Source organism: Streptomyces silaceus (assembly GCF_001419745.1).
Classification (GTDB): Bacteria; Actinomycetota; Actinomycetes; order Streptomycetales; family Streptomycetaceae; genus Streptomyces; species Streptomyces silaceus.
The window spans coordinates 1-26,716 of sequence record NZ_LIRJ01000153.1 but is presented as its reverse complement, the minus strand read 5'-3'; the positions used below and the strand labels follow the sequence as shown (position 1 = coordinate 26,716).

Below are 26,716 nucleotides of genomic sequence, written 5' to 3'. Positions count from 1 at the left end.
GTGTGGGAGGGGTGCGGTGGGGCTGTGTGGAGAGAGGCGGGATGTGCCCATGGGGAGAGGAGGCGTGCGGCGAGGGGGGCGTGCTCGTCAGGCCGACGCCGCGTGGCCCCTGCCCGCGGAGTCGCCGAGCAGCAACGTCCAGAGCCGGTGGACGTGTTCCTGCGCGCTGCCGTCCAGGCGGCCCGCGCGTATCGCGGCCTCCGCGCCCGCCACCAGATAGATGACCAGCAGCTCGATGCCGTTGAGGTCCCAGCCGTCGTCCGCGAGGCCGTGGCCGTCCGCCGGCTCGTCGAGCAGGTCCCGCACCCGCGGCAGCCACACCGCGTGCCAGCCGTTCGGCCCCGCGCCCGCGCGCTCCTGCCCGAGCCGCGCGGCCGCCCGGACCACCGTGTCCTCCTCCAGGAGCCGCGCCAGCGTCACCGTCAGGTCGACCAGCGGGCGCAACTGCCGGGCGGGCCGCGCGGCGGTGCCGCGCAGGGCCTCCCGGGTGAGGGCGGCGCCCTCGACGCTCACCGCGGCGGCCAGATGCCCCTTGGTGGGGAAGTGGAAGGTCAGCGCCCCCATGGTGACGCCCGCCGCGCCGCAGACGCGGGCCAGGGACGTGCCCGCGTAGCCGTTGCGGTCGAACTCGTCGGCGGCCGCCGCGACCAGTGCGCGGCGGGTCCGTACGGCGCGTGCCTGGCTCACCGGCGCGCCGGACACGGGCGCGCGCGGCGCGGGGCGGGGTGTGCGCGAAGCGTGCGCGGGCGGCTTCGGGCGGACGGTTCCACGTCTCCTCCGGGCAGTGGTGCGGCGGTACCCGGAAGCTATCCCACCGCTCTGCCGAGGGCGTCGATGATCAGCCATATCGCCTACGGCTTTGGCAACTTGGCCCCCCTGCCTGCCCTGTTACCGTTCGCTCCGCCGGTCCCGGTACCAGGCCGCCGCGTCGTCCAGGCGGGCCAGCGGTCCGGGCCCCTCGGGGCATCCCGTCATGCGCCAGATCTCCTCGCTGCGGTACCAGTGGTCGCGGGCGACCAGCGCGAACTGACGCTCCGTCATGCGGCCCGGCGTGCCGTGGAAGCGGTCGAGGCACTCCTGCCACGTCCAGTCCTCCGTCACCGGGTCGAGCACCCCGAGCCCGGTCAGCCGGGCCATCAGGTCGCCGTTGCGCACCGGCACCGGATGGCTGGCGTGGTGCACTCCGCCCGGCGAACTCCCCGGCGTACAGGCCGAGGTGACGATCAGTCGGGCCAGGTCATCGACGTCCACCATGGACGACAGCGCCCGGCCGCCGTCCCACTGCGCCGGGACGCGCTCGCGCAGCTCCGCCAGCGCCGGGACGACCCAGCGGTCGCCGCGCCCCAGCACGAGCCCGGGCCGCAGGACCGTCGCGCCCGCCGCGAGCGCCGCCGCCTCGCCCTCCAGCCGGGTGCGGCTCGCGGGCGAGGTGGGCGCGGGGGCGATCTCGTCGACGCCGAGCCCGCTGTGCGGGCCCGGTCCGTAGACGGCCGCGGTGGAGAGGTGGACGATCCGCCGGACGCCGGCGCGCCGCGCCTCCTCCATCAGGGCCCCGGTGCCGCGCACGTTGACCGCGGCGCAGGTCTCCTCGTCCCCGCTGACGAGCGAGGCGAGGTGGATCAGGACGTCGGCGTCGCGCCCGACGCCGCGCAGGGACTCCGGCGCGGTGAGGTCGGCGCTCTCCCAGTCGAGGCCCGGTAGTTCGGGGCGGCCGGACGCGGTGCGCGCCAGCGCCCGCACCTGTACGCCGCCCTCCTCGGGCCGCGCCGCGAGCAGCCGGCGCAGCACGGCCGAGCCGACGAATCCGGTCGCGCCGGTGAGGAGCACGCGGGTCGGGTTCACGAGGCGGCCTCCGGGTCCCTGGGGGAGAGGTCGAGGCGGGCGATCACGTCGGCGGGCGCGATGGCCGGGAGCAGGAAGCCCCACATGGTGGTGATGCGCTGCGGCAGGTCGGCGCGCTCGCAGGAGATGTGCGACATGATCTGGATGCCCGTGTACGAGCCGACCAGCGTCCGCGCGAACTCCGCCTCGCTCACGTCCGGCAGCAGCTCGCCCAACTCGCCCGCGCGGACCAGCTGTTCGCGGAACTGCTCGGTCCACCAGTCGTAGATCGTGTAGTCCTGCAGCCCGGACTCGCTCTGCTCGACCGCGAGCCGCACGCCCGCGCGCAGCAGGCTGTTGCGCTGCATCTCCAGGGCCAGATACTGCGTCATGTCGACCAGCTGCTGCAGGCCGTCCCGCTCCTGCGGGAACTTCAGGTCCGCGGCCTGTTCGAGGATCACCGCGCGGGCCAGGCCCTCCTTCGACTTGAAGTGGAAGTACACGGCGCCGGCGGTGACGCCTGCCTGGTCCAGGATCTTGTTGATGCTGGCACCCGCGTACCCCACCTCGTCGAACACCTCGGCGGCCGCGCGGAGCAGTACCTCGCGCGTCCGTTGAGCCCGTTCTTGCATCTGGCGCGCCATGCTCCCGACTCCTGGTCTTTCGACGTTGCTCGACAAACAAAAAGAATGACCTCTATGTTATGCGAGCGGACCTCGCAGCACCACCGGGTACCGCGGTCGCATCGCATCACACGTGGGGAGAGTAAGTATGTCGTTGCACCTCGCTCAGGACCGGACCACCGTTGTTCCGCAGGCCTTGACACACAAGACGAACCAGGACGAAGTCCTGCTCGACCGCTGGGGGCGCACGGGGGACGACGCCTTCACGGTCGTCGCGCGCTGGCCGCGTGCGCACGCGTTCTACCTCACCAGAAACGGACTGCATGATCCGCTCCTGCTGAGCGAAACGATTCGGCAGACCCTGCCGCTCATATCCCACGGTGCCTACGAGGTGCCGCTCGGCCACCAGCTCCTGTGGCACGACTTCCACTGGAGCCTCGCGCCCGAGGCGCTGGCCGCCGACGACGGCGACGCCGAGATCGAACTGCGCATCACCTGCCCGGACGTGACCTACCGCAGGACCCGCGCGGCGGCGATCACCCTGCGCGTCGAGGCCCTGCGCGACGGCGCGCCGCTCGGCACCGCCCGCACCCGCTTCGCGATCCAGGACCGCGCCGTCTACGAGCGCCTGCGCGGCCGGTACGCCGACATCGCCGCGGCCAACGCCCGCGCGATTCCGCTGGCTCCGCCCGCCCCCGCGGCCCCGGTCGGCCGCGAGAGCTTCGCCGACGTCGTGCTCTCCAGCACCGACAGCGCGAACCGCTGGCAGCTGCGCGCCGACACGGCCCATCCGGTGCTCTTCGACCACCCCGTCGACCACGCCCCGGGCATGCTGCTGCTGGAGGCGGCGCGCCAGTCCGCCCTGGCCATGGCCCACCCCCGCGCGATGACGGTCGTCGGCATGGACTCGGTCTTCACCCGGTACGTCGAACTGGACAGCCCCTGCTGGGTGCTCGCCGAATCCCTCCCCGACGACCTCGCGGGACGCGCCCGCGTGCGCGTCGTCGCCGAGCAGAACGACGCGGTGCTCTACTCCAGCGTCGTGACCCTCGCGCCGGTGCCCGTGAACTAGGGCCGTGGCACGTGGGGGTGGCCCGGCGGAACGTCCGCCGGGCCACCCTCCTCAGGGAAACCGGGCCCTCAGGGAAACCGGGCCCCCTGGGGAGCCGGGGCAGCCCCCAGGGGGGAGGGCTGCCTCACTCCCCGTGCAGTGCCCACTTGCTGCCGTCGACCCGCGCCGCTCCGGGCAGCGCGATCAGCTCGGGCTTGAACAGCGGCTGCGAGTCCATCGCGGGCTCCCAGGTCGCCAGCTTCTCGTCCTGGGGGACCTCGATGCGCCGGTCGGCGGCGAGGTCGGCGACCACCTTCAGGAGCAACCGCACGCCGAGCGGCGCCAGATGGTCGCGCCACAGGCTCTGCGCGGTCGAGCCCGGGGGCACGAACAGGTGCTCCTGGGCGGCGAGCGGACCGCCGTCGGTGCGCTCGGTGAGGTGGTAGACGCTGCCGCCCGTCACCTTGTCGCCGTCGCGGATCGTCCACCGGATCGCGTCCCTGCCGCGGTGCAGCGGCAGCAGGCTGGGGTGGTAGCCGATGGTGGCGACGGAGGCCCTGGCCCGCGTATGACGGCCGAGGAAGGCGTGCGAGTGCGCGGCGACGATGATGTCCACCCCGTCAGGGATGTGCATCGCGCGCAGCTCGGCCGAGTCCGTCCACGGGATGTCCCGGGGGAACGCCCAGCCGCGCAGCCGGTCCCAGGACATCGCGTTGCTCTCGTCGGTCTGCCCCTTGCGCAGCCGGGGCGCCGCCGCACCGACGATCTTGTGCCCTTCGTCCAGCAGGGCTTCCGCGACCTGCACCGCGAAGGCCCCTTGTCCTGAAATGTAGATGTTCATCCGCACTCCTGCGGTCGCTGGTCGGGTGTCTGTCAGCGTCAGGCCGCCGGTGTTCCCACCGCCGCGGTGAAGTGCCGCTCCACGTAGTCGAGCGCGCCGTCGCGGTCCGGGCCGGAGTGCACGGTCCGCCAGCCCTTCGGCACGTCCAGGTGCGGGCGCCACAGCGCGTGCTGCCCGGCGGCGTTCACCACCACCAGCCAGCCGGCCTCGCCGCCGTCGTCGTCGAAGGGGTTGCCGCTCATCGGTCGACCTCTTTCAGTCCGGAGTGGTCGGGCAGGAAGCGCACCGGGAGCGTGGAGAACCCGGTCAGGAAGTTGGACCGGATGGGCAGCGCCTCGTCGGTCTGCTCGAAGCCGGTGGTGAAGTCCCGCAGCGCCATGAGGAGTTCGGAGATCTCCACCTTGGCCAGGTACGAGCCCACGCAGAAGTGCGGGCCGTAGCCGAAGGCCATGTGCTTGTTGGGGGTGCGGCCGAGGTCGAACTCCCCGGGCCGCTCGAACACCCGCTCGTCCCGGTTGCCCGAGGCGTGCCACAGCGTGACGATCTCGCCGGGCCGCAGCGTCACGCCGTGCAGCTCGGTCTCGCGCACGACGCTGCGCCCGAAGTGCATCGTGGGCGATGCCCAGCGCAGCACCTCGTCCACCGCGGTGTCGACCGCGACCTCGCCCCGCTTGAGCCGCCGCCACTGCCCGGTCTCGGCCGCGAGCGTGCGGACGCAGTCGATCATCGTGAGCCGGCTGGTCTCGTCGCCGCCGATGATCAGGCTGTAGCAGTTGAGCACGACGTCCTCGTCGGACAGCGGCACACCGTCGATGGAGCTGCCGATGAGCATGCTGATCACGTCGTCGCCCGGTGCCTCGCGCCGCTCCTCGACGACGTCCATGAAGTACATCAGGATCTCGTTGCGGGCCATCTCGGAGTCGACCTCGTCGACGCCCTCGTCGTCCGCCGACAGCGCGGTCTTGGTCAGGGAGAGCAGGAACTCCCGGTCCTGCTCGGGGACTCCGAGCAGGTTCGAGATCGTGGTCATCGGGATCCGGCTCGCGATCTGCTCGGCGAAGTCGCAGCCGCCGGACTCGACCGCCTCGCGGATCCACTGCCGGGTGTTGGCCCGCACCGTCACCGCGACCTCGTCGAGGACCCTCGGCGAGAGCACCCGCTGCAGGATCTTGCGCAGCGCGTGGTGGCGCGGCCCGTCGGTGACGGCCAGCATCCGTCCGGCCGCGGCGTCACCGCCCTCCAGCAGCGTCACGAGCACGTTGCCGCGCTCGGAGGTGAAGTTCACGTTGTCCCGGTAGGTGGCCATGATGTCGTCGTGGCGGGAGAGCACCCAGAACCCGCGGCGGCCGTCGGCCGGGGGGTTCCAGTGCACCGGGGCGGTGTCCCGCAGATGGCGCCAGAACCCGTCGAGGTCGTGGTCCGCGAAGGTGTTCGGGTCGCCGAGGTCCAGGATGTCCAGTGCCGGTGAGCTCATGGTCACCAGTCCGTACGCCAGAAGCGGCGGGGCTGGAACGGGTACGTGGGCAGCGGCACGCGGTGGCTGCTCTCCCCCTGGTGCAGGGAGCCGAAGTCCACCTGCTGGCCGGTCACCCAGGCGGCGGCAAGCTCGGACAGCGCCCCCGCGTCCGTGCCGCCCGCCACGATCCCGTCGTCGTTGCGCCGCAAGGAGTCGGCGTCCACCCGCGGCGCGGCGGCGGTCTCGGTCACCGGGGCACCGGCGGAGTCGCCGGACAGCACGGCGATCAGCTCCTCGCGGCTGCGGACCACGGCCGCCCAGCGGCGGGCCATCACCTTGCGGCCCAGGTTGAGGCTGAAGCAGATGTCGTCGAGACGCAGGTCGGGGCGGGCGGTCAGCCAGTCCTTCAGGCGCGTGCGCTGCCGGGCGAGCGCCTCGTCGTCCAGGGCGGACAGCGTGGCCAGGCGCGGCTTGCCCGCGGCCTCGGGCTCGCGCTCGGCGACGGCCGGCGCCTCCTCCAGGACCAGGTGCGCGTTGTAGCCGCCGCCGCCGATCGAGGTGATGCCCGCGCGGCGGATGCCGGCCTCGGTCTCCCAGTCCGCCGTCTCCAGCTGCGGCACGAACGGGGTGCTGGGCAGGTCGAGGTCCTCGTTGACCTCGGTCAGGTTGATCGTCGCCGGAAGTGTCTTGTGGTAGAGGGACATCGCGGCCTTGATCGCGCCGAAGCCGCCCGACACCACGCCGCCGTGGCCCACGTTTCCCTTGACGCCGCCGATCGAGGTGGTGGCGGTCTGCTTGCCGAACGCCATGCTCGCCGCGTGCACTTCGAGCTCGTCGGTCATCGGCATGCCGAGTCCGTTGGCCTCGTACATGGAGACGGTGTCCGGGGTGACGCCGCCGACCTCCATGGCGTTGGCGATGCACGCGCTCATCCGCTCGGGCTGGGCCAGGCCGTAGGCCATCACGCTGACGCCGTTGTTGTTGACGGCCGAGCCCTTGACCACGGCGTAGACGTGGTCGCGGTCGGCGACGGCCTGCCCCAGCGGCTTGAGCAGCACCGTGACGACGCCGCTGGACAGCGCGGTGCCGGTGCCGTTGGCGTCGAACGGGCGGCAGTGGCCGTCCTTCGACAGGATGCGGTTCTCCTCCCACAGGTGACCGCGGGGGTGGGGGAGCCGGACCATCGAACCGCCGGCGATCGCCATGTCGGTCTGGCCGAGCAGCAGCGACTGACAGGCCAGGTGCACCGAGTAGTGGAAGCCCGCGCAGACCGCGGCGACGGTGACGGCCTCGCCGGTCAGACCCATGTAGAACAGGGCGTTGGACGTCATGGTGTCCGGCGACCACGCCAGGCTCGCCTCGATCGCCTCGGGGCCGACCGAGACGCGGTCCGGCGGGGAGCTGTAGAGGGCGGCGGTCTGCGGGTTGTTGGCGCCGTACATGCCGATCTCGGCGTCGATCCGGTCCGGGTCGTAGCCGCCGTCCTCCAGCGTCTCCCAGGCGCTCTCCAGGAAGAGCCGGTTCTCCGGGGTCATCGCGGCGGCCATCCGGTCGCTGATCCCGAACACCGACGGGTCGAACTTGTCGTACGTGTCGAGCACTCCGCAGGCCCGCACGTAGAACGGGCTGTGGATCAGCGTCTCGTCGACGTGGATGTCGTCCTTGTCGAGGAACGACACCGTCTCCCTGCCGTGGACGAGGTTGTCCCAGAACTGCTCCTTGGTGCGGGCGCCGGGCGCCCGCAGGGACATGCCGATGACGGCCACATCGCCCGGGTCGTAGTCCTGCTCGGGGCTTTCGGTCATGGAAAGACTCCTGCTTCGGGTCGAGTTGACGGTGGCTCAGCTGTCGCTGGAGGCGGCTCGGCCGCGCAGCGCGGCACGGCGGGCGCCCGCGCGGCGGCGGGCCGTGCGGACCACCTCGGGCGTGGCGCCGGTCTCCTCGTCGAGCCAGCGGGCGAGGGAGGAGATGTCACGGAAGCTGAACAGGTCCGGCACGCGGACGCGGCGGTCGAAGCGCCGGGTCATCAGCCGGGCGAGCCGGACGAGGAGCAGCGAGTCGCCGCCGAGGTCGTAGAAGGCCGCCCGCACGTCGATGCTCGCCGGTTCGAGGTCGAGCAGCTGGCCCCAGATCTCCGAGACCGCCACCTCGGTCGGCGTACCGGCGGGCGTCAGGGGCGCGTCGGAGTCGGCGGCGGGCGGCTCGGGCAGCGCGGCCCGGTCGAGCTTCCCGCCCGGCGCCAGCGGCAGCGCGCCCAGGAACACGAGCGTCCCCGGCACCATGTAGTCGGGCAGCTCGGTGGCGAGCCTGCCGTTGATGGTCGCCTGGAGCGCGGCGTCCACCCGCACGCCGTCGCCCGCGTCGCCCTCGGGCACGACGTAGCCGATGAGCCGGTTGCCGCGGACGACGGCGGCGGCCTCCCGCACCTCGGGGCAGCCGGTCAGCCGGGCCTCGACCTCCTCCAGCTCGATGCGGTAGCCGCGCAGCTTGACCTGGTGGTCCGTGCGACCGCCGAACTGGAGTTCGCCGCTCTCGGTGAACGTGACGACGTCACCGGTGCGGTACATGCGTTCGCCGTCCAGGAACGGGTCCGGCAGGAAGCGCTCGGCCGTGGTGCGGGGCCGGTTGACGTAGCCGTGGGCGAGGCCCGCGCCGCCGATGTAGAGCTCGCCGGGCACGCCGGCCGGCTGCGGCCGCAGGTTCTCGTCGAGCACGTAGGCACGGGCGTGGGCCGACGGCGGGCCGATCGTCGGCTCGTCGGTCCCCTCCTGCGGCACCAGGCCGTACGAGCAGAAGACGGTTCCCTCGGTGGGGCCGTAGGCGTTGAAGACCCGGTCGGCGTTGGTCTCGCGGTAGGCCCGGTCCACCAGCTTGCGCCGCAGCGGCTCGCCGCCGAACACGACCGTGCGGACGTTCGGCGGCAGATACCCGGCGTCGAGCAGGCCGTTCATCACCGACGGGATGACGTTCAGGTGCGTGACCTTGTCGACGTACTGGCTCTCCGGCAGGTGGACGGCGCTCTCCACCAGCACGACCGCGCCGCCGCGGCACAGCGCCGCGAAGATCTCCATCACCGACATGTCGAAGCAGACCGAACTCGCCGCCGAGACACCGCTCAGGTCGCAGCCCTCGAAGAGCCGGTCCATCTCGGCCAGCATGGCGACGCAGCCGCTGTGGTGGATGGCCACGCCCTTGGGCCGGCCGGTGGAGCCCGACGTGTAGATGATGTACGCGGTGTCGCCGGGCACGACCGGCACGGGCTTCTCGCCGGGCTCGGTCGTCAGGGTCTCGTCGAGCACCACCACGGTCGGCCCCGCCGGGCAGTTGGCCCGGGACGCGGGCGTGGTCAGCAGCAGCCGCGTCCCGCTGTCGCGGACCATGAACGTCAGCCGCTCGGAGGGGTAGTTCGGGTCCAGGGGCACGTAACAGGACCCCGCCCGCAGCGCCGCCAGGATGCCGACCAGCAGGTCGGGCGTGCGCTCGACGCAGATGCCGACCGGCACGCCGGGGCCCGCGCCGTCGGCGACGAGCCGCTCGGCCAGCACGCGGGAGCGCTCGTCCAGTTCGGCGTAGGTCAGGACGCCGGCGTCGGAGTAGACCGCGGTCGCGTCGGGGTTCTTGACCGCTTGCTCGATGAACTCGGAGTGCAGGGTCTCGGTCACTGGTCCGTCTCCTCGGGCAGCCCGCTCGACGTGATGTCTTCGAGGGCCAGGTCGGGTTGGGCGATCGAGTCGAAGAGCACAGTGCGGTAGAGCGCGAGCAGTGCCGTCACGGTCTGCCTTTCCAGGTAGCTCGGTTTGAACTGGACGTGGCCCGCGACCCGGCCGTCGATGTCCGCCATCGAGATCTCCAGGTCGAACTTGGCGAGGTGCCTGCGGACCTGAAGCGGTTCGAGCGGCAGCGCGCCCTCGGGCGCCACGGTGTCGCCGACGCCGTGGAAGAGCTTCACGGACCGGGGGAAGGCGTCCGAGGAGAGCCAGTTGACCACCACGTCGAACCACGGGGAGCGGCCCTCGGCCCTCGGCGGCTTCAGCTGGGACGCCAGCAGGTCGAGGGGGTAGTTCATGTGCTCCAGGAGGCCGAGCGAGAAGGCGTGGACCTCGCGCAGCAGCTCACGGAAGCTGCGGTCACCCGCGGGGTTCGCCCGCACGAGCACCGTGTTGAGGTAGTAGCCGATGGCCGACTCCCAGCCGGGCTCGGCGCGTTGGGCGATGGCGGTGGCGAGGACCGCGTCCTCGGTCCGCGCCGCGCGGTTGAGCGTGGCGAAGAACCCGGCGAGGACGACCGTGCTGACCGACACGCCCTCGCGTACCGCGAACTCCCGCAGCAGGCGCGACTCCTCGGCGCTCCAGCGGAACGCGATGTCGCGGCCTTCGTACGTGACGCCCGGCGGCCGCTCCTTGGTGGACAGGTCGAGGTGGGCGGGCGGGTCGGCCAGCTTCTTCGACCACCAGTCCAGCGCCGCCTCGGCCGCGGGGCCCGCCAGCCACTCGCGCTCCCACGCGACGAACTCCGTGTACGGGGCGACCGGCGCGGCGGCGGCCGGGTCGGTGCCCTCGTAGAACTCCTGGAGTTCGCGGATCATCACGTCGGCCGACGCCGCGTCCGACGCGATGTGGTGGACGAGCACCAGCAGGTAGTGGTCGGCCGGGCCGCGCGTCATGAGGACGACCCGCACGAGCGGTCCGTTGTCCATGTCGAGCGGCCGGTGCCCGTACCGGGCCAGTTCCTCGCGGGCCTGCTCGTCGTCCAGACCGGTGCTGTCGACCACGTGGAACTCGTACTCCGGCTCGTCCAGGATGACCTGGTACGGACGGCCGCCGGCCTCCACGAAGACCGTGCGCAGCGCCGGGTGCCGCTCCAGGACCGCGCCCACGGCGCGGTCGAGCGCCTTCTCGTCGACCTCCGCCCTGATCCGGGCGGCGACCATGAAGTTGTAGGGCACGGCGTCCGGCGAGACCATCTGCATGAACCACAGCGAGGCCTGGCCGTGCGACGCGGGCGCCACTTCGAGCCCGAGCCCCTCGGCGCGCAGCTGCTCCGAGGCCGGCGCGTCGGTGGGGTCGATCAGTCCGCGCGCGTCCAGCTCCTCCAGGAGCTCCTCGGCGTCCAGGTCGGACAGGTCGTCGAGGAAGGAGCGGGCGGGCTCCGCCGTGGGCGCGGGCGCGGGTCCTGGCTCCGGCTTCGCCACCGGGGCGGGCTCCGGACGCACGGCCGGAGCGGGCCCCGGCGCCGGGGGAGTCGCCGCCCCGCCGGTGATCTCGACGAAGTGCGCGACGACCTCGGCGATCGTCCGGCCGTCCAGGAACACCACCGGCGACACCCGCTGCCCGAACAGCGCCTGCATGCGGTTGACGAGGCGGATCGCCAGCATCGAGTCCAGACCGAACTCGCGCAGACCGGCGCCCGCGTCGAACCGGTCCACCGGTACGCCCAGCGCGTCGGCCAGCTCGGCGAGGACGACGTCCTCCACCGACCCGTTCCCCTCGGGCCCGCTCTCGACCGGCGCGGCCACGGCCTCGGGCACGGCCACGGTCGCGGCCGGGGCAGGAGCGGGGGCGGCGGCCTGCGCGGTGTCACGGGGCGGCGTCGGCGTGGTGTCCAGCCAGTAGCGGTCCTTCTGCCACTGCACGAGCGGGGTCTCCACGACCTCGACGTCGTCGGCGTACAACGAGTCGAAGGTCAGCGGCAGCCCCCGCACGTACAGGGACGCGGCGGCCCCCAGCAGGCAGCGGACGTCGCTCTCGCCGCGCCGCAGGGAGTTGATCGCGTGCACCTGGGCGCCACGGGTCAGCGCGATCTCCTCGACCGCGCCGCGCAGTGTCTCGTGCGGCCCGATCTCGATGAAGGTGGTGACCCCCTCGTCGACCAGCGTGCCGATCGTCTCGGCGAACCGGACCTGGTTGCGCAGGTTGTGCACCCAGTAGTCGACGTCGGCCACCGGGTCGACCGTGTCCGCCAGCGCCGTGGAGCGGAACTCGATGGTGTTCGACAGCGGGGTGATGCCCTCGATGCTCTCGCGCAGCGGCTGGATCAGCGGATCCATGCCGGGGCTGTGGACCGGCCGCTCGACGCGGATCCGCCGGGTCGAGATCCCGTCCCGCCGGAGGTCGGCCTCCAGGGCGTCGACGGCCTCGGGCGACCCGGAGACCGCCGCGCTGGTGGGGCTGTTGACCACGGCGACCGCCGCGTGCTCGGCGTACGGCGCGAGCCTCGGCAGCAGCTCGTCCTCGGGCAGGTCGACCGAGATCATGGCGCCGGGCGCGGCCTTGCGTTCGAGCAGGTGCGAGCGGGCGACGACGACGCGGGCGGCGTCCTCCAGCGACAGCGAACCGGCGACACAGGCCGCCGCGACCTCGCCGAGGCTGTGCCCGACGACGGCGGTCGGCCGGATGCCGAGCCCGAGCCAGACCTTCGCCAGCGAGACCTGGAGGGCGAACAGCACGGGCTGCTGGAAGTCCATCTCCTCGAACCGGGCCTCGTCGGCCGGGGCGGCGAGCCGGTCGAGCACCGAGCAGCCGCCCGCCGCGCGCACGGCCGTGTCGCAGGCCGTCATCCACGTACGGAAACCGGTGTGCGAGCGCAGGAGTTCGCGGCCCATGCCGACCCACTGCGTACCGCCGCCGGAGAACACCAGCGCCACCCGGCGGTCGACGCCGCCGGAGACCGTGCCCGTGACGACGTCGGGGTGCGCCTGGCCGGCGGCGACCCGGGCGAGCCCGTCCAGGACGTCCTGGCGGTCGCGGGCGAACAGCGCGATCCGGTGGTTGTGGTGGGTGCGCCGGGCCGCCAGCGTGTAGGAGAGGTCGGAGACCCGCAGGCCCGTGTCGCGTTCGACGTGGTTGGACAGCTCGCGGCAGGTGTCGGCGAGCGCGCCCGCCGTACGTGCCGTGACGGGGACGAGGTGCACCTGTCCGTCGGCCGCGGCCTCGCCCGGTCCCGGGGTGACGTGCCGCCCCCGGTCGCCCGCGAGGAACGGGTGGGCCGCGACGGGGAGTCCGGCGGTGTACAGGGCGCCGAGCGAGCCGAGCAGGGTCGCGGCCTCGTCGGCGCCGCGGCGCATCGAGGGCAGGGTGGCCGCCGGCAGGATCTCCGAGACCGACTTGAGCAGGACGGGGTGCGGGCTGAGCTCGATCACCGCGTCGACGTCGTGCTCGCGCAGGTTCCTCAGGGCGTCGACCACCCGGATCTCCCGGCGCAGGTTGTCCGCCCAGTAGTCGGGGTCGAGCTCCGCGCCGTCGACGCGTTCGCCGGTGACCGTCGAGATCATCGGGATGCGCGTGGTGCGCGGCCGGATGCCGTCGAGTTCGACCTTCAGCGGCGCGAGGACGTGGTCGACCAGCGACGAGTGCGGGGCGTGGCCCATCCGCACCCGGTGGTGGGTGACGCCCGCCTCGGTCAGCCGCCCGACCAGGTCGTCGATCTCCTCCGGAGTGCCGGTGACCAGGGTGGAGTTGAGCCCGTTGTGGCCGGAGACGGTGAGCCGGCCGCTCAGGTGGGGCTCGACCTCGTCCGCCGGGGTCATGACGACGATGCCCTCGCCGCGGCCCACGGCCAGTTGCTGGAGGAGCCTGCCGTGGTGGGCGGCCAGGCGCGAGGCGTCGTCGAAGTCGAGTGCGCCGGCGATGTGGGAGGCGGCGAACTCGCCGACGCTCTGGCCCAGGACGACGTCCGGCTCGACGCCCAGCGAGCGCCAGGTGTCGGCCAGCGCGACCTGGAGGGAGAAGAGCAGCGGCTGGAAGACGTCCATGTCGTCGATGCGGCCCTCGGGGTCGAGGAGCTGGTCGACGAGCGAGAAGCCGAGGAGCTCCCGCATCCGCTGGTCGGACTTCATCAGGGAGCGGCGGAACACGGGCATCCCGGCGAGCAGTTGCCGGCCCATGCCGACCCACTGCGAGCCGTTGCCGGAGAAGAGGAACGCCACCCGCGGCCTGCGTCCGGCGCTCTCCCCGACGCTGAGTCCGGCGGCCCTGCCGCCGCTGGAGAAGGCGTCCAGATGAGTCCTCAGCTCGGCCATGTCGCGGGCCGTGGCCGCGAGCCGGAACGCGCCGTCGCCGGGCGTCCGCGCACAGACCGCGCGCAGGTCCGTCTCGTCGCGCAGCGCGCGGGCCCGCTCGGCGAGGGCCTCCCGGGAATCCGCGGACAGCAGGAGCAACGACGCTTCGGGGCGCGGCAGTTCCTCGACGGCGACGTGGCAGATCGCGCCGCCGAAGCCGAACGAGCTGACGCCGCCCCGGCGCGCGTCGGACCGGCGCGGCCACGGCGTCAGACGGTCCTGGACGGTGAGGTTGTACTCGTCGAACATGATCTGCGGGTTCGGCGCGCTGTAGTGCAGGCTCGGCGGCAGGACGCCGTTGCGCATCGACATCGCGAGCTTGACCAGGCCGACGATGCCGGCGGCGGCCTCCAGGTGCCCGACGTTGGACTTGACGGAGCCGAGCCGCAGCGGCTCCGCGCGGTCGCCGCCGAGGACGGCGCCGATGGCGTTGGCCTCGATGGGGTCGCCCAGCGGTGTCGCGGAGCCGTGGCACTCGATGTAGTCCACGAGGTGCGGGGCGATGCCCGCCCGCTGGTAGGCGGTGCGGAGCATCTTCTCCTGCGCCTGGGGGTTCGGCGCGGTCATGCCGTTGCTCAGGCCGTCGTTGTTGGAGGAGCTGCCCTTGATCAGGCAGTACACCGGCAGATCGCGCTCCAGCGCCACGCTCAGCGGGGCGAGCGCGACGACGCCCGCGCCCTCGCCGCGTACGTAGCCGTTGGCGCGCGCGTCGAACGACTTGCAGCGGCCGTCCGGGGCGAGCGCGCCCATCGCGTCCATGGCGGTGTAGTAGTCGGAGACGAAGCTCAGGTTCACGCCGCCGGCCAGCACCAGGTCGCTCTCGCCCAGCCAGATCGACTGGCATCCCACGTGCACGGAGACCAGCGATCCGGCGCAGGCGGCGTCGATGGCCATGCTCGGGCCCTGGAGGCCGAGGATGTAGGAGACGCGGTTGGCGATGATGCCGTCGTGCATGCCGGTCGCGGTGTGCGGGGTGATCTGGCTGTCGGGGCCGCGGTAGTGGGCCAGCGCGGCGTAGTCGCCCCAGCAGGAGGCCATGAAGACGCCGGTGTCGCTGCCGACGAGGCTGTCGGGCGCCACGCCCGCGTCCTCCAGCGCCTCCCAGCACAGCTCCAGGATCAGCCGCTGCTGGGGGTCCATCTGGACGGCCTCGCGGGGCGAGATGCCGAAGAAGAGCGGGTCGAACCGGTCGATGTCGTCGATGAATCCGCCCCAGCGCACCCGGTCGCGCAGCAGCTCGCGCCGCGCGGCGGGCACCGGGCCCACGGCGTCGCGGCCCTCCGACAGCAGCTGCCAGAACGAGGCCGGGTCGGGGCCGCCGGGGAACCGGCAGCCGATGCCCACGATGGCGACGGGTTCCTGCGTTCCCGTGCGGCGGCGCTCGGCGCTCGGCGCCGGGGCCTCCGCGGCGCGGGGACCCTCGGCGAGGGCCCGGGACAGCTCGTCGACGGTGGGGTACTGCCACATCCAGGTGACGGGGACTTTCCAGCCGAGGAATTCCGAGAGGGAGGCGGCCAGTGTCGCCGCCTTCAGCGAGTCCATGCCGTACCGGTGCATCGGCGCCCAGCGATCCACCGCGTCCTTGGACACATCAAGGAGATCGACAACACGAGACAGCAGGAAATCTGTTATGGCGTGCGAATCTCGTGCTGTGCGCTCTTGGGGCATTGCAGCTCCTCAACAGGGCGGGCGGAATGAAGTGGCAGAGTTTGCGGCACGGCTGATTAAGGGCCCGGAAACCGGAGACCCAGAATTTTGGGGCAGCTTTGTATGAACGGCGCTATCCAGATGGCCGCGGTGTGCGTGCGGTCGTGCCGATAAACACGGCCGGGCTCGGCCGTGTGTGAAATGTTGAATCAGTGCTCAGGCGGCAGGAGATGGTGAGGGCTCGCACGGAAGCTTCGCTTCTACGTGTCGAGTGCCGCACTGGAGGCACACATGAGGAAGCCCTGTCAGGGGCAGAGGGAACCGAATCCCGCGAGGCGGGGCGTCCCTTCCCGGACAGGAAGGCATGGGTGGAGAGAGAGTAGTTCGTGCACTGCGACCCGACCCCCGTTAAGTCGTCCTGGCTGAACCAGAACATGACCTGGTTCAGGATTACTACCCGGCAGTTCAGCCGCCAGCGTACGTCGTCACAACCACTGTCGGCGAGTGTCAAGATCCACTGTGTTCAGGGCGAGAATTACCCGAACCGAAGAGGACCGTATCACGAGGTACTCACTCGGCCGACAAACCGCAGCCTGCCACTCAGTGAATGATGAAACAAGTGCGCTCCGTTGGCCAGTAGTTGCAGTGGCGCGTTTTGGACCCCCGAGTGACTGGTTTTACTCTCCTTCTGTGCAATGGCTTTGAGTCGGTTCGGGCGTCATGGTCAAGTACGGGCAGCCGTGTTCAACACGGGTCAATTCAGGCGCACTTCGCGGGGCAGTCCATTGGCAAATCTTTGGCGGTCTGGACAGCGGGCGAGTGCACACTGCAAGCTGCTCGGCATGAAAATCTTGGACCGTGGGCCTGCGCATGCCGACGCCTGCCCCGGCGCATCTTTGGCAATTGTTGGTGAAGTGTTCGCCCGATTATGGCTCGGCATGGTTGACACAGTCGGCGGCGAGTTCTCCGGGGGATCCGCATGACCAGTACAGAGGTGAGGTCGACACAGCGGCCGGGCCTGGCGCTCGGGGTGCTCGCCGGGGCGCTCGCGCTGGACGTGAGCGGCCTCGGGGTGCTCAACGCCGCCCTGCCGTCGGTCGGTGACCGTTTCGACCTGGACGACACCACGCTCCAGTGGGTGATGACCGCCTACGCCGTCACGTTCGCCGGCTTCCTGCTGGTCGGCGGCCGCCTGGCCGATGTGCTCGGCAGGCGGCGGGTGTTCGAGGCCGGTGTCGCCCTGTTCACGGTGGCCGCGCTCGTCGGGGCCCTGGCGCCGGACACCTGGGTGCTGCTCGGCGCGCGGGCGGTCCAGGGCGTCGGCGCGGCCCTGTCGGGCCCGGCCGCGCTGGCCCTGCTCACGGAGGTCTTCCCGGCCGGCCCGGCACGCAACCGGGCCCTCAGCGTGTACGCGGCGGTCGGCGCCGCGAGCTTCAGCGGCGGGGTGCTGCTGGGCGGCGTACTGACCCAACTCCTCGGCTGGCGCTCGGTGTTGTGGTTCTCGGTGCTCCTCGGCCTCGCCGTGCTCGCCGCGACGCGCGCCGGGCTGCCGGACGGGGTCGGGCGCGGCGGCCGGATCGACCTGCCCGGCGCGGTCTCCGGCACGCTCGGCCTCACCCTGCTGGTCGTCGGCGCGAGCAGCGGCGGCGCGGTGGCGTGGACCGCGCTCTGCCTCGCGGTGGTCTTCCTGGTGGTCTTCGTCGTGCACGAGAACCGCACCGCCGAACCGGTCCTGCCGCTCGGCCTCTTCCGGGTCTCGTCGGTGCGGTCCGCGAGCCTCGCGGCGTTCCTCCAGTACATGGGCTCGGTCGGGATGCTGTTCTTCGCGCCCCTGTACCTCCAGGAGATGCTGGACTACTCGCCGCTGGAGTCCGGCCTCGCGCTGGTCCCGATGTCGGCGGCCGTGTTCCTCACCGCCAACTTCGGCACGGGGCGCCTGCTGGCCAAGTACTCCCCGCGCACCCTGATGTCCGTCGGCCTCGTCCTGATCGGCGTGGGCACGGCGCTGTGGATGAGCACCCCGCACGACGGCGACTTCGTGCTGCACGTCCTGCCCGGCCTGGTGATCAGCGGCATCGGCCAGGGGCTGAACTTCCCCTCGATGACGTCCGCCGGCCTCACCGGCATCGAGCCGGACCGGCACGCGGTCGCCGGAGCGGTCAACGTCGTCGCCCAGCAGATCGGCGCCAGCGTCGGTGTGGCGGTCATGGTCCTGGTCGCGGCGACCAGCGACGACAAGCTGACCGGCTACCACCTCGCCTACCTCGTGGCCGGTGTCGCCTGCGTGCTCGGAGCGGCGGCCATCGCCCTGTCGGGCCGCGACGAACGGTCCGACGCCGTGAGCCCCCGGACGGAATAGCTCCGCAGGGGGCAGGGGCCCCAGGTCGCGGATCTGGGGCCCGCGGGGCCCACTCGGCGAGCGGCGCCCGAGCGGAAATTTCGGGGTGTGTCCGTGATGTTCGCTGTACGTTGGAGGAGCGCGCCGCAGGTGACGGTGCTGCGGGGCGGGTGATCGCCGCGTGGCGTGCGCACCGCTGCGAGGCCGAGGAAGGCCGGGGAGCGGTGGTCGCCGAAGCGCGCATCCCGTCGCCGGGGGCCATCGGCGGACGGCGCCCGCGCACATGAGGTGCGCGCGCGTGCCACCGCTCGACGACGGCCCGCGGCTCTCACCCCTTTTCGAGGCCTACCGACAGTGTTCCTGACGATCAGCACCACAGGTACCCCAGAGCGCCCCGCGACCGACCTCGGCTTCCTGCTGCACAAGCATCCCGAGAAGACGCAGGCCTTCTCCACCTCCTACGGCACCGCCCATGTCCTCTACCCCGAGGCGACCGAGGAGCAGTGCACCGCCGCGCTGCTCCTGGAGGTCGATCCCGTCGCGCTCGTACGGCGCGGCAAGGGCAAGGACAAGGGGCGCGGCGGCGCGCCCGACGCGGCGCTCGCGCAGTACGTGAACGACCGGCCCTACGCCGCTTCGTCGCTGCTCGCCGTGGCGCTGAGCGCGGTGTTCTCCAGCGCCATGCGCGGCGTGTGCAACGCCCGCCCGGAGCGGGCGGCGCAGCCGCTGCCGCTGCGGATCGAGGCGCCCGCGCTGCCCGCGCGGGGCGGTGCCGAGCTGGTCCGCGGGCTCTTCGAGCCGCTGGGCTGGACGGTGTCGGTCGAGCCGGTCCCGCTGGACGAGCGGTTCCCGGAGTGGGGCGACTCGCGGTACGTACGCCTCGTGCTCGACGTGCCCGACGGGCGGCTGACCCTGGGCGAGGCGCTGCGGCACCTCTACGTCCTGCTGCCCGTCCTCGACGACGCCAAGCACTACTGGGTCTCGCAGGACGAGGTCGACAAGCTGCTGCGGGCCGGTGAGGGCTGGCTCGCCGGCCACCCGGAGGAGCGGCTCATCACCAGCCGCTATCTCGCGCGCCGCTGGTCCCTGACCCGGGAGGCCGCGGAGCGCCTCGCGCTGGTGCGGCTCGCCGACGCGGACGACACGGACGTCGAGGAGATCGACAACGCCGTCGACGAGGAGCAGGACACGGAGGACAAGCCGGTACCGCTCGCCGTGCGGCGCCGCGAGGCGATCCTCGCCGCGCTGACCGCCGCGGGCTCCGCCCGCGTGCTCGACCTCGGCTGCGGCCAGGGCCAGTTGGTGCAGGCACTGCTCAAGGACACCCGCTTCACGGAGATCGTCGGGGTCGACGTGTCCATGCGCGCGCTGACCGTCGCCGCCCGGCGCCTTCGCCTGGACCGCATGGGCGAGCGCCAGGCCGAGCGCGTCACGCTGCTCCAGGGCTCGCTCGCCTACACCGACAAGCGGCTCAAGGGGTACGACGCGGCGGTGCTCAGCGAGGTCATCGAGCACCTCGACGTGGAGCGTCTGCCCGCCCTCGAATACGCGGTGTTCGGCTCCGCGCGGCCCCGCACGGTCCTCGTGACGACGCCGAACGTGGAGTACAACGTCCGCTGGGAGACGCTCCCGGCCGGTCACGTCCGCCACGGCGACCACCGGTTCGAGTGGACGCGCGAGGAGTTCGGCGCCTGGGCCCGCCAGGTGGCCGAACGGCACGGATACGACGTCGGGTTCGCCCCCGTCGGCGACGACGACCCCGAGGTGGGCCCGCCCACCCAGATGGCGATATTCACCCAGGCCGCCACGGAGGAGGAGCAGGCCGCATGACGCACGACACCGGCACCGGCAGTGCCGCACGAACCCTCGCCGTCACCGACCTCTCCCTGGTCGTCCTGATCGGCGCCACCGGATCCGGCAAGTCCACCTTCGCCCGGCGGCACTTCAAGGCCACCGAGGTCATCTCCAGCGACTTCTGCCGCGGCCTCGTCGCCGACGACGAGAACGACCAGAGCGCCAGCCGCGACGCCTTCGACGTGCTGCACTACATCGCGGGCAAGCGGCTGGCCGCCGGACGGCGCACCGTCGTCGACGCGACCAGCGTGCAGAGCGACAGCCGCAAGCAGCTGATCGAGCTGGCCAGGCAGTACGACGTGCTGCCCATCGCCATCGTGCTCGACGTGCCCGAGGACGTCTGCGCCGCGCGCAACGCCGCGCGCGAGGACCGGGCGGGCCTGCCGCGCCGCGTCATCCAGCGCCACCAGCGCGAACTGCGCCGCTCCCTGCGCAACCTGGAGCGCGAGGGATTCCGCAAGGTGCACGTCCTGCGGGGCGTCGAGGAGATCGACGGCGCCCGCATCCAGACGGAGAAGCGCTACAACGACCTCTCCCACCTCACCGGGCCCTTCGACATCGTCGGCGACATCCACGGCTGCGCCGCCGAGCTGGAGACCCTGCTCGGCAAGCTCGGCTACGTGGACGGCGTCCACCCGGAGGGCCGCACGGCCGTCTTCGTCGGCGACCTCGTCGACCGCGGCCCCGACACCCCGGGCGTGCTGCGCCGCGTGATGTCGATGGTCGGCTCCGGCAACGCCCTGTGCGTGCCCGGCAACCACGAGAACAAGCTCGGCCGGCACCTCAAGGGCCGCAAGGTCCAGCACACCCACGGCCTGGCCGAGACCATCGAGCAGCTCTCCGGCGAGAGCGACGCGTTCCGCGCGCAGGTGCGGGAGTTCGTCGACGGCCTCGTGTCCCACTACGTCCTCGACGAGGGCAAGCTGGTCGTCTGCCACGCGGGCCTGCCCGAGAAGTACCACGGCCGCACCTCCGGCCGGGTCCGCTCACACGCCCTGTACGGCGACACCACCGGCGAGACCGACGAGTTCGGCCTGCCGGTGCGCTACCCGTGGGCGGAGGAGTACCGGGGCAAGGCCGCCGTCGTCTACGGCCACACCCCCGTGCCCACCGCGACCTGGCTGAACAACACCATCTGCCTGGACACCGGCGCCGTCTTCGGCGGCCGGCTCACCGCGCTGCGCTGGCCGGAGCGCGAGCTCGTCGACGTACCGGCCGAGCGGGTCTGGTACGAACCGGCCAGGCCACTGCGCACCGAGGCGCCGGGCGGCCACGACGGGCGGCCGCTCGACCTGGCCGACGTGCACGGGCGCCGCGTGGTGGAGACCCGGCACGCGGGCCGCGTCGCGGTGCGCGAGGAGAACGCGGCGGCCGCCCTCGAGGTCATGAGCCGCTTCGCCGTCGACCCGCGCCTGCTGCCGTACCTGCCGCCGACGATGGCCCCGACCGCCACCTCGCAGCGGGAGGGCTATCTGGAGCACCCGGAGGAGGCCTTCGCCGCGTACGCGCGCGACGGCGTCGCCCGCGTCGTGTGCGAGGAGAAGCACATGGGCTCGCGCGCGGTGGCGCTGGTCTGCCGCGACGCGGACGCGGCCCGCGAGCGCTTCGGTGTGGAAGGGGGCCCGACCGGCTCGCTCTACACCCGCACCGGCCGCCCCTTCTTCACGGACCAGTCCGTCACCGAGGAGATCCTCGGCCGGCTGCGCGCCGCCGCCACCGAGGCGGGCCTGTGGGAGGAGCTGGCGACCGACTGGCTGCTGCTCGACGCGGAGCTGATGCCCTGGTCGCTCAAGGCCTCCGGCCTGCTGCGCACGCAGTACGCGGCCGTGGGCGCGGCCTCCGGTGCGGTCTTCCCCGGTGTGCTCGCCGCGCTGGAGGCGGCGACGGCGCGCGGCGTCGACACGGGCGGCCTGCTGCCCAAGCAGCGCGAACGGGCCGCGGACGCCGCCGCGTTCACCGAGGCCTACCGCCGCTACTGCTGGCCGACCGAGGGCCTGGAGGGCGTGCGTCTGGCGCCGTTCCAGATCCTGGCGGCGCAGGGCCGCAGCCTCGCCGGGCTGCCGCACGACGAACAACTGGCGCTGATCGACCGCATGGTGGAGCACGACGGCACGGGTCTGCTGCAGACCACCCGCCGGCTCTACGTCGACACGGGCGACGAGGCGTCCGTGCGGGCGGGCGTCGACTGGTGGCTGGAGATGACCAGCCGCGGCGGCGAGGGCATGGTCGTCAAGCCGGTCGGCGCGCTGGTCCGCGACGACAAGGGACGGCTCGTCCAGCCGGGCATCAAGTGCCGGGGCCGGGAGTACCTGCGGATCATCTACGGCCCGGAGTACACGCGGCCCGAGAACCTCGACCGGCTGCGGGGCCGTTTCCTGGGCCACAAGCGCTCGCTCGCGACCCGTGAGTACGCGCTCGGCCTGGAGGCGCTGGACCGTCTCGCGGACGGCGAGCCGCTGTGGCGCGTGCACGAGTCGGTGTTCGCGGTGCTCGCCCTGGAGTCGGAGCCGGTGGACCCGCGGCTCTGAGCCGCCACCGGGTAGGGCATAGACCGCGCGTGAGCCGTCCGGCCGGGGAAAGATGGACCCCATGGGATTCCATGTCGACTCCGAGGCCGGGCGGCTGCGCCGCGTCATCCTGCACCGCCCCGATCTGGAGCTCAAGCGGCTGACTCCGAGCAACAAGGACGCCCTGCTCTTCGACGACGTCCTGTGGGTGCGCAGGGCACGTCAGGAGCACGACGGCTTCGCGGACGTGCTCCGCGACCGGGGCGTGGCGGTCCATCTCTTCGGCGATCTGCTGACCGAGACCCTGGACGTGCCGACGGCGCGCACCCTCGTCCTGGACCGCGTCTTCGACGAGAAGGAGTACGGACCGCTCGCCACCGACCACCTGAGGGCGGCGTTCGAGACCCTCCCGTCGACCGCGCTCGCCGAGGCGCTGGTCGGCGGCATGACCAAGCGGGAGTTCCTGGAGAGCCACCCCGAGCCGTCCTCCGTGCGCTTCCACTGCATGGACCTGGACGACTTCCTGCTCGGCCCGCTGCCCAACCACCTCTTCACGCGCGACACCTCGGCCTGGATCTACGACGGCGTCTCCATCAACGCGATGCGCTGGCCCGCCCGGCAGCGCGAGACCGTGCACTTCGAGGCGATCTACCGGCACCACCCGCTCTTCCGCGACGAGGACTTCCACGTGTGGTCCGAGGGGCAGTCGGACTACCCCTCCACCATCGAGGGCGGCGACGTCCTGGTGATCGGCCGGGGCGCGGTGCTCATCGGCATGAGCGAGCGGACCACGCCCCAGGCCGTCGAGATGCTCGCGCACAAGCTGTTCGCGGCGGGCTCGGCGCAGACCATCGTGGCGCTCGACATGCCCAAGCGGCGCGCGTTCATGCACCTGGACACGGTGATGACGATGGTCGACGGCGACACCTTCACGCAGTACGCGGGCCTCGGCATGCTCCGCTCGTACACCATCGAACCGGGCGTCGGGGACCGGGAGTTGAAGGTCACCGACCATCCGCCGGAGCACATGCACCGGGCCATCGCCGCCGCGCTCGGGATCAGCGGCATCCGGGTGCTCACGGCGACGCAGGACGTGCACGCGGCCGAGCGCGAGCAGTGGGACGACGGCTGCAACGTCCTCGCGGTGGAGCCGGGCGTCGTCGTCGCGTACGAGAGGAACGCCACCACCAACACCCATCTGCGCAAGCAGGGCATCGAGGTGATCGAGATCCCGGGAAGCGAGCTGGGCCGGGGCCGGGGCGGCCCGCGGTGCATGAGCTGCCCGGTGGCGCGGGACGCCGTGCCCGGCGCATAGCCCCTGACGTGCCGGGACAGCCCTGTATAGAAATGTGGAGCGTCGTATATAGTTTCAAGGTCCCCACTCTTCAGCGTCCCCTATCCGCATCCAGGAGCACCCCATGGCCCCAGTCCTCACCGGCCGCCACTTCCTCAAGGAGCTGGACTTCACCGCCGACGAGTTCCGCGGTCTGCTCTCCCTGGCCGCGGAGCTGAAGGCGGCCAAGAAGGCGGGGACCGAGCTCCAGCGGCTGCGCGGCAGGAACATCGCGCTGATCTTCGAGAAGAACTCCACGAGGACGCGCTGCTCCTTCGAGGTGGCCGCCGCCGACCAGGGCGCCGCGACGACGTACATCGACCCGTCCGGCTCCCACATCGGCAAGAAGGAGTCGGCGAAGGACACCGCCCGGGTGCTCGGGCGGATGTTCGACGCCATCCAGTTCCGCGGCGACGCCCAGGACACGGTCGAGACGCTCGCCGCCCACGCGGGCGTACCGGTCTACAACGGCCTGACCGACGAGTGGCACCCCACCCAGATGCTCGCCGACGTGCTCACGATGACCGAGCACAGCGCCAAGCCGCTGACAGGGATCGCCTACGCCTACCTCGGCGACGCCCGCTTCAACATGGGCAACTCCTACCTGATCACCGGCGCGCTCCTCGGCATGGACGTCCGCATCGTCGCGCCGAAGGCCTACTGGCCCGCCGAGGAGACCGTCGCCAGGGCCCGGGAGATCGCCCGGTCCAGCGGCGCCCGCATCGCCCTCACCGAGTCCGTCGAGGAGGGCGTGCGGGGGGCCGACTTCGTCGCCACCGACGTCTGGGTCTCCATGGGCGAGCCCCAGGAGGTCTGGGACGAGCGCATCGCCGCCCTCGCCCCCTACGCCGTGACGATGGACGTCCTGCGCGCCACCGGCAACGCCGGCGTCAAGTTCCTGCACTGCCTCCCGGCCTTCCACGACCTCGGCACCTCGGTCGCCCGTGAGCTGCACGAGCGGCACGGTATGACCTCCCTGGAGGTCACCGACGAGGTCTTCGAGTCCGCGCACTCCGTCGTCTTCGACGAGGCCGAGAACCGCATGCACACCATCAAGGCGGTCCTCGTCGCGACGCTCGCCTGACCGGCCGTACGCGGACCGTACGACCTGCCCCATCCGCAGGACCAGCACAGACTGGTGGGACCGGAACACCACATCCGGTCCCACTGGTACGCGGCCCACCCCTCGCCGCATCGCACCACCAGAAACGAGAACCACCCCATGAGCCCCACACGCACCAACGGGCTGCGCATCAAGTCCCCCGAACAGCTCGTCGCCGAATCGGGGGCCGACCTGGAGGGCCACGGCCTCAAGCGCACCATGGGGCTCTTCCAGCTCGTGTGCTTCGGCGTCGGCGCCATCGTCGGCACGGGCATCTTCGTCGGCCTGTCCGACTCGGTCGCCGAGGCCGGCCCCGCCGTCGCCGTCTCCTATGTGCTCGCGGCTGTGACCTGCATCTTCACCGCGTTCTCGTTCGCCGAGCTGGGCGGCGCGATCCCGGTCTCCGGCAGCTCGTACTCCTTCGCGTACGCCTCGCTGGGGGAGCGCACCGCGTTCCTCGTGGGCTGGTGCCTGCTCCTGGAGTACGGCGTCTCGGTCTCCGCGGTCGCCGTCGGCTGGAGCCAGTACCTCAACGAACTGCTGCACAGCCTCACCGGCTGGGAGCTGCCCGCCGCCCTGTCCGCCGGGCCCGGCGAGGGCGGCGCGGTGAACCTGCCCGCCGTCGTCGTCATCCTGCTCGCCGCCGTCCTGCTGGTGCGCGGCATCCGCGAGAGCGCCCGCGCGACGGCCGCCATGGCCGTCCTGAAGATCGGCATCCTGCTGCTCTTCCTGGCCATCGCGTTCACCGCGTTCAAGGACGGCAACCTCACGCCCTTCGCGGGCGCCGGCGTCTCCGGCATCACCGCGGGCGCCTCCCTCGCCTTCTTCTCCTTCATCGGCTTCGACGCGGTCACCACGGCCGGCGAGGAGGTGAGGAACCCGCGGCGGAACATCCCCCTCGCGATCCTGATCTGCATCGGCGTCGTCACGCTGCTCTACGTCGCCGTGGCGCTCGCCGCCATCGGCGCGCTCGGCTCGGACGCCGTCGCCGACAAGCCCGCCGCGCTCTCGCTGATCGTCAACCAGGTCACCGACTCGACCGTCGGCGGCGGCATCATCGCCTTCGGCGCGGTCGTCGCCATCGCCTCCGTCGTCCTGGCCGTGATGTACGGCCAGACCCGCATCCTGATGTCGATGTCCCGCGACGGCCTGATGCCGCGCGTCTTCGAGCGGGTCTCGCCGAAGACCTCGACGCCGGTGGCCAACACCTGGATCGTCGCGGCGGTCGTCGCCGTCCCCGCCGCCTTCTCCTCGCTCGACGTGGTCGTCAACCTGACCACCATCGGCACGCTCGCGATCATGGTCGTGGTGAACATCGCGGTGATCGCGCTGCGCCGCTCGGAACCGGGCCTGCGCCGCACCTTCCGGGTCCCCTTCCATCCCCTCAGCCCGCTGCTCGGCGTGGGCTTCTGCCTCTATCTGATCTGGGGCACGGGCTGGACGACCTGGGTCCAGTTCGCCGTGTTCCTCGTGGTGGGCGCGGCGGTGTACGCGCTGTACGGCCGCGGCAGATCACGTCTGGCGAACGCGCCGGAGACGGCCCTGTCCCACGGGGTGTCCCAGTAAGCTGACGGGGCCGGACGGCACGCGAGCGGGGCGGCGGCCGTGAGGAACTCTCCGAAGTCATCGGCGCGTCGGGACGCGCGCCGACCGGAGCGGGGGATCGGTGGGGGCAATGGGCCTGGACGTCGGGCGGGTCGCCGAGATCGTCGTGACGACGGCGTACGGCGACCGGCGCCGCGGCTCCGGTTGCCTCGTCCGCGACGGCCTGGTCCTCACGGCCGAGCACGTCGTACACGGCGCGCTGACCGTGGAGGTCCGCTTCGACGCCGACCGACCGGGCGAACGCACCCACCGGGCGAGCGTCGCCTGGTCGCACGCGGGCGCCGACACGGCCCTCCTCTCGGTGCCGCAGGAGAAGGCGGACGGCCCCCTCGCCCTCGGCCGCATCGGCGAGCGCGACGCCGTCCTGCGCTGCACGACGCTGGGCTTTCCCCGGTACAAGCTGCGCACCGACCCGACGGGCGCCGAGCCCACCGCGTGGCTGGAGTCGCGGTAGGCGAGGGCGGCGCCCGTCGGGTCGGTGC

17 protein-coding genes are annotated in these 26,716 nt (G+C 72.1%); 8 read left to right on the top strand and 9 right to left on the bottom strand.

The window, feature by feature from the left end; all coding sequences use genetic code 11:
• Positions 1-87: 87 nt before the first annotated feature.
• From AOK22_RS16205 to AOK22_RS16195, 3 genes are all read right to left on the bottom strand, one after another.
• The gene (locus AOK22_RS16205) at positions 88-687 is read right to left on the bottom strand and encodes a TetR/AcrR family transcriptional regulator (RefSeq protein ID WP_055699366.1); all 600 of its coding nucleotides are present in this window, start codon (positions 685-687) and stop codon (positions 88-90) included.
• 201 nt (positions 688-888) lie between these two features.
• Entirely contained in the window at positions 889-1,842 is a 954-nt protein-coding gene (locus tag AOK22_RS16200) for an NAD-dependent epimerase/dehydratase family protein (RefSeq protein WP_055699365.1), read from the bottom strand.
• On the bottom strand, positions 1,839-2,465 hold the full coding sequence (locus AOK22_RS16195) for a ScbR family autoregulator-binding transcription factor (RefSeq protein ID WP_055699364.1): 627 nt from the start codon (positions 2,463-2,465) through the stop codon (positions 1,839-1,841). Before AOK22_RS16195 ends, AOK22_RS16200 begins: the two co-directional genes overlap by 4 nt.
• A 175-nt stretch (positions 2,466-2,640) precedes the next feature.
• Here AOK22_RS16195 and AOK22_RS16190 point away from each other — a divergent pair, with 175 nt between their 5' ends.
• Complete coding sequence (locus AOK22_RS16190) at positions 2,641-3,516, top strand: ScbA/BarX family gamma-butyrolactone biosynthesis protein (protein WP_055699363.1); 876 nt, start codon at positions 2,641-2,643, stop codon at positions 3,514-3,516.
• A 124-nt stretch (positions 3,517-3,640) separates the two neighbouring features.
• Here the strand turns inward: AOK22_RS16190 and AOK22_RS16185 are convergent, their stop codons facing one another.
• The 6 genes from AOK22_RS16185 to AOK22_RS16160 are packed head-to-tail and all read right to left on the bottom strand — an operon-like array spanning position 3,641 to position 15,516.
• Positions 3,641-4,336: a formyltransferase family protein gene (locus AOK22_RS16185; RefSeq protein WP_055699362.1), complete on the bottom strand. Its 696-nt coding sequence runs from the start codon at positions 4,334-4,336 to the stop codon at positions 3,641-3,643.
• A 38-nt stretch (positions 4,337-4,374) separates the two neighbouring features.
• The gene (locus AOK22_RS16180) at positions 4,375-4,578 is read right to left on the bottom strand and encodes an MbtH family protein (RefSeq protein ID WP_055699361.1); all 204 of its coding nucleotides are present in this window, start codon (positions 4,576-4,578) and stop codon (positions 4,375-4,377) included.
• On the bottom strand, positions 4,575-5,816 hold the full coding sequence (locus AOK22_RS16175) for a cytochrome P450 (RefSeq protein WP_055699360.1): 1,242 nt from the start codon (positions 5,814-5,816) through the stop codon (positions 4,575-4,577). Before AOK22_RS16175 ends, AOK22_RS16180 begins: the two co-directional genes overlap by 4 nt.
• The gene (locus AOK22_RS16170; RefSeq protein ID WP_055699359.1) at positions 5,813-7,597 is read right to left on the bottom strand and encodes a beta-ketoacyl synthase N-terminal-like domain-containing protein; all 1,785 of its coding nucleotides are present in this window, start codon (positions 7,595-7,597) and stop codon (positions 5,813-5,815) included. The genes AOK22_RS16175 and AOK22_RS16170 overlap by 4 nt, the downstream gene beginning before the upstream one ends.
• Positions 7,598-7,633: 36 nt before the next feature.
• Positions 7,634-9,454, bottom strand: coding sequence for a non-ribosomal peptide synthetase (locus AOK22_RS16165; RefSeq protein ID WP_055699358.1), 1,821 nt, complete (start codon positions 9,452-9,454; stop codon positions 7,634-7,636).
• Complete coding sequence (locus tag AOK22_RS16160) at positions 9,451-15,516, bottom strand: type I polyketide synthase (RefSeq protein WP_055699357.1); 6,066 nt, start codon at positions 15,514-15,516, stop codon at positions 9,451-9,453. Before AOK22_RS16160 ends, AOK22_RS16165 begins: the two co-directional genes overlap by 4 nt.
• A 958-nt stretch (positions 15,517-16,474) precedes the next feature.
• Here AOK22_RS16160 and AOK22_RS16155 point away from each other — a divergent pair.
• From AOK22_RS16155 to AOK22_RS16125, 7 genes are all read left to right on the top strand, one after another.
• Positions 16,475-17,854 (top strand): MFS transporter, encoded by a 1,380-nt coding sequence (locus AOK22_RS16155; protein WP_055699356.1) that lies wholly within the window; start codon positions 16,475-16,477, stop codon positions 17,852-17,854.
• Positions 17,855-18,187: 333 nt separating this feature from the next.
• A complete protein-coding gene (locus AOK22_RS16150) occupies positions 18,188-19,663 on the top strand; it encodes a 3' terminal RNA ribose 2'-O-methyltransferase Hen1 (RefSeq protein WP_055699355.1) in 1,476 nt (491 codons plus the stop codon).
• Complete coding sequence (locus AOK22_RS16145; protein ID WP_055699354.1) at positions 19,660-22,215, top strand: polynucleotide kinase-phosphatase; 2,556 nt, start codon at positions 19,660-19,662, stop codon at positions 22,213-22,215. Before AOK22_RS16150 ends, AOK22_RS16145 begins: the two co-directional genes overlap by 4 nt.
• Positions 22,216-22,276: 61 nt before the next feature.
• On the top strand, positions 22,277-23,509 hold the full coding sequence (locus tag AOK22_RS16140; protein WP_055699353.1) for an arginine deiminase: 1,233 nt from the start codon (positions 22,277-22,279) through the stop codon (positions 23,507-23,509).
• A 103-nt stretch (positions 23,510-23,612) separates the two neighbouring features.
• Positions 23,613-24,611: an ornithine carbamoyltransferase gene (argF, locus tag AOK22_RS16135; protein WP_055699352.1), complete on the top strand. Its 999-nt coding sequence runs from the start codon at positions 23,613-23,615 to the stop codon at positions 24,609-24,611.
• 138 nt (positions 24,612-24,749) lie between these two features.
• Positions 24,750-26,195 carry an amino acid permease gene (locus AOK22_RS16130; RefSeq protein ID WP_055699351.1) on the top strand — a complete coding sequence of 482 codons (1,446 nt, stop codon included), beginning with the start codon at positions 24,750-24,752 and terminating at the stop codon, positions 26,193-26,195.
• 109 nt (positions 26,196-26,304) lie between these two features.
• Positions 26,305-26,688 (top strand): S1 family peptidase, encoded by a 384-nt coding sequence (locus AOK22_RS16125; protein WP_055699350.1) that lies wholly within the window; start codon positions 26,305-26,307, stop codon positions 26,686-26,688.
• Positions 26,689-26,716 lie beyond the last annotated feature (28 nt).

Excerpts from the sequence above, each read along its gene's own strand:
- argF (WP_055699352.1), top strand. The coding sequence starts at position 23,613 with ATGGCCCCAGTCCTCACCGGCCGCCACTTCCTCAAGGAGCTGGACTTC.
- AOK22_RS16140 (WP_055699353.1), top strand. The coding sequence starts at position 22,277 with ATGGGATTCCATGTCGACTCCGAGGCCGGGCGGCTGCGCCGCGTCATC.
- AOK22_RS16170 (WP_055699359.1), bottom strand. The coding sequence starts at position 7,597 with ATGACCGAAAGCCCCGAGCAGGACTACGACCCGGGCGATGTGGCCGTC.
- AOK22_RS16130 (WP_055699351.1), top strand. The coding sequence starts at position 24,750 with ATGAGCCCCACACGCACCAACGGGCTGCGCATCAAGTCCCCCGAACAG.
- AOK22_RS16155 (WP_055699356.1), top strand. The coding sequence starts at position 16,475 with ATGACCAGTACAGAGGTGAGGTCGACACAGCGGCCGGGCCTGGCGCTC.
- AOK22_RS16185 (WP_055699362.1), bottom strand. The coding sequence starts at position 4,336 with ATGAACATCTACATTTCAGGACAAGGGGCCTTCGCGGTGCAGGTCGCG.
- AOK22_RS16160 (WP_055699357.1), bottom strand. The coding sequence starts at position 15,516 with ATGCCCCAAGAGCGCACAGCACGAGATTCGCACGCCATAACAGATTTC.
- AOK22_RS16125 (WP_055699350.1), top strand. The coding sequence starts at position 26,305 with ATGGGCCTGGACGTCGGGCGGGTCGCCGAGATCGTCGTGACGACGGCG.
- AOK22_RS16180 (WP_055699361.1), bottom strand. The coding sequence starts at position 4,578 with ATGAGCGGCAACCCCTTCGACGACGACGGCGGCGAGGCCGGCTGGCTG.
- AOK22_RS16195 (WP_055699364.1), bottom strand. The coding sequence starts at position 2,465 with ATGGCGCGCCAGATGCAAGAACGGGCTCAACGGACGCGCGAGGTACTG.
- AOK22_RS16145 (WP_055699354.1), top strand. The coding sequence starts at position 19,660 with ATGACGCACGACACCGGCACCGGCAGTGCCGCACGAACCCTCGCCGTC.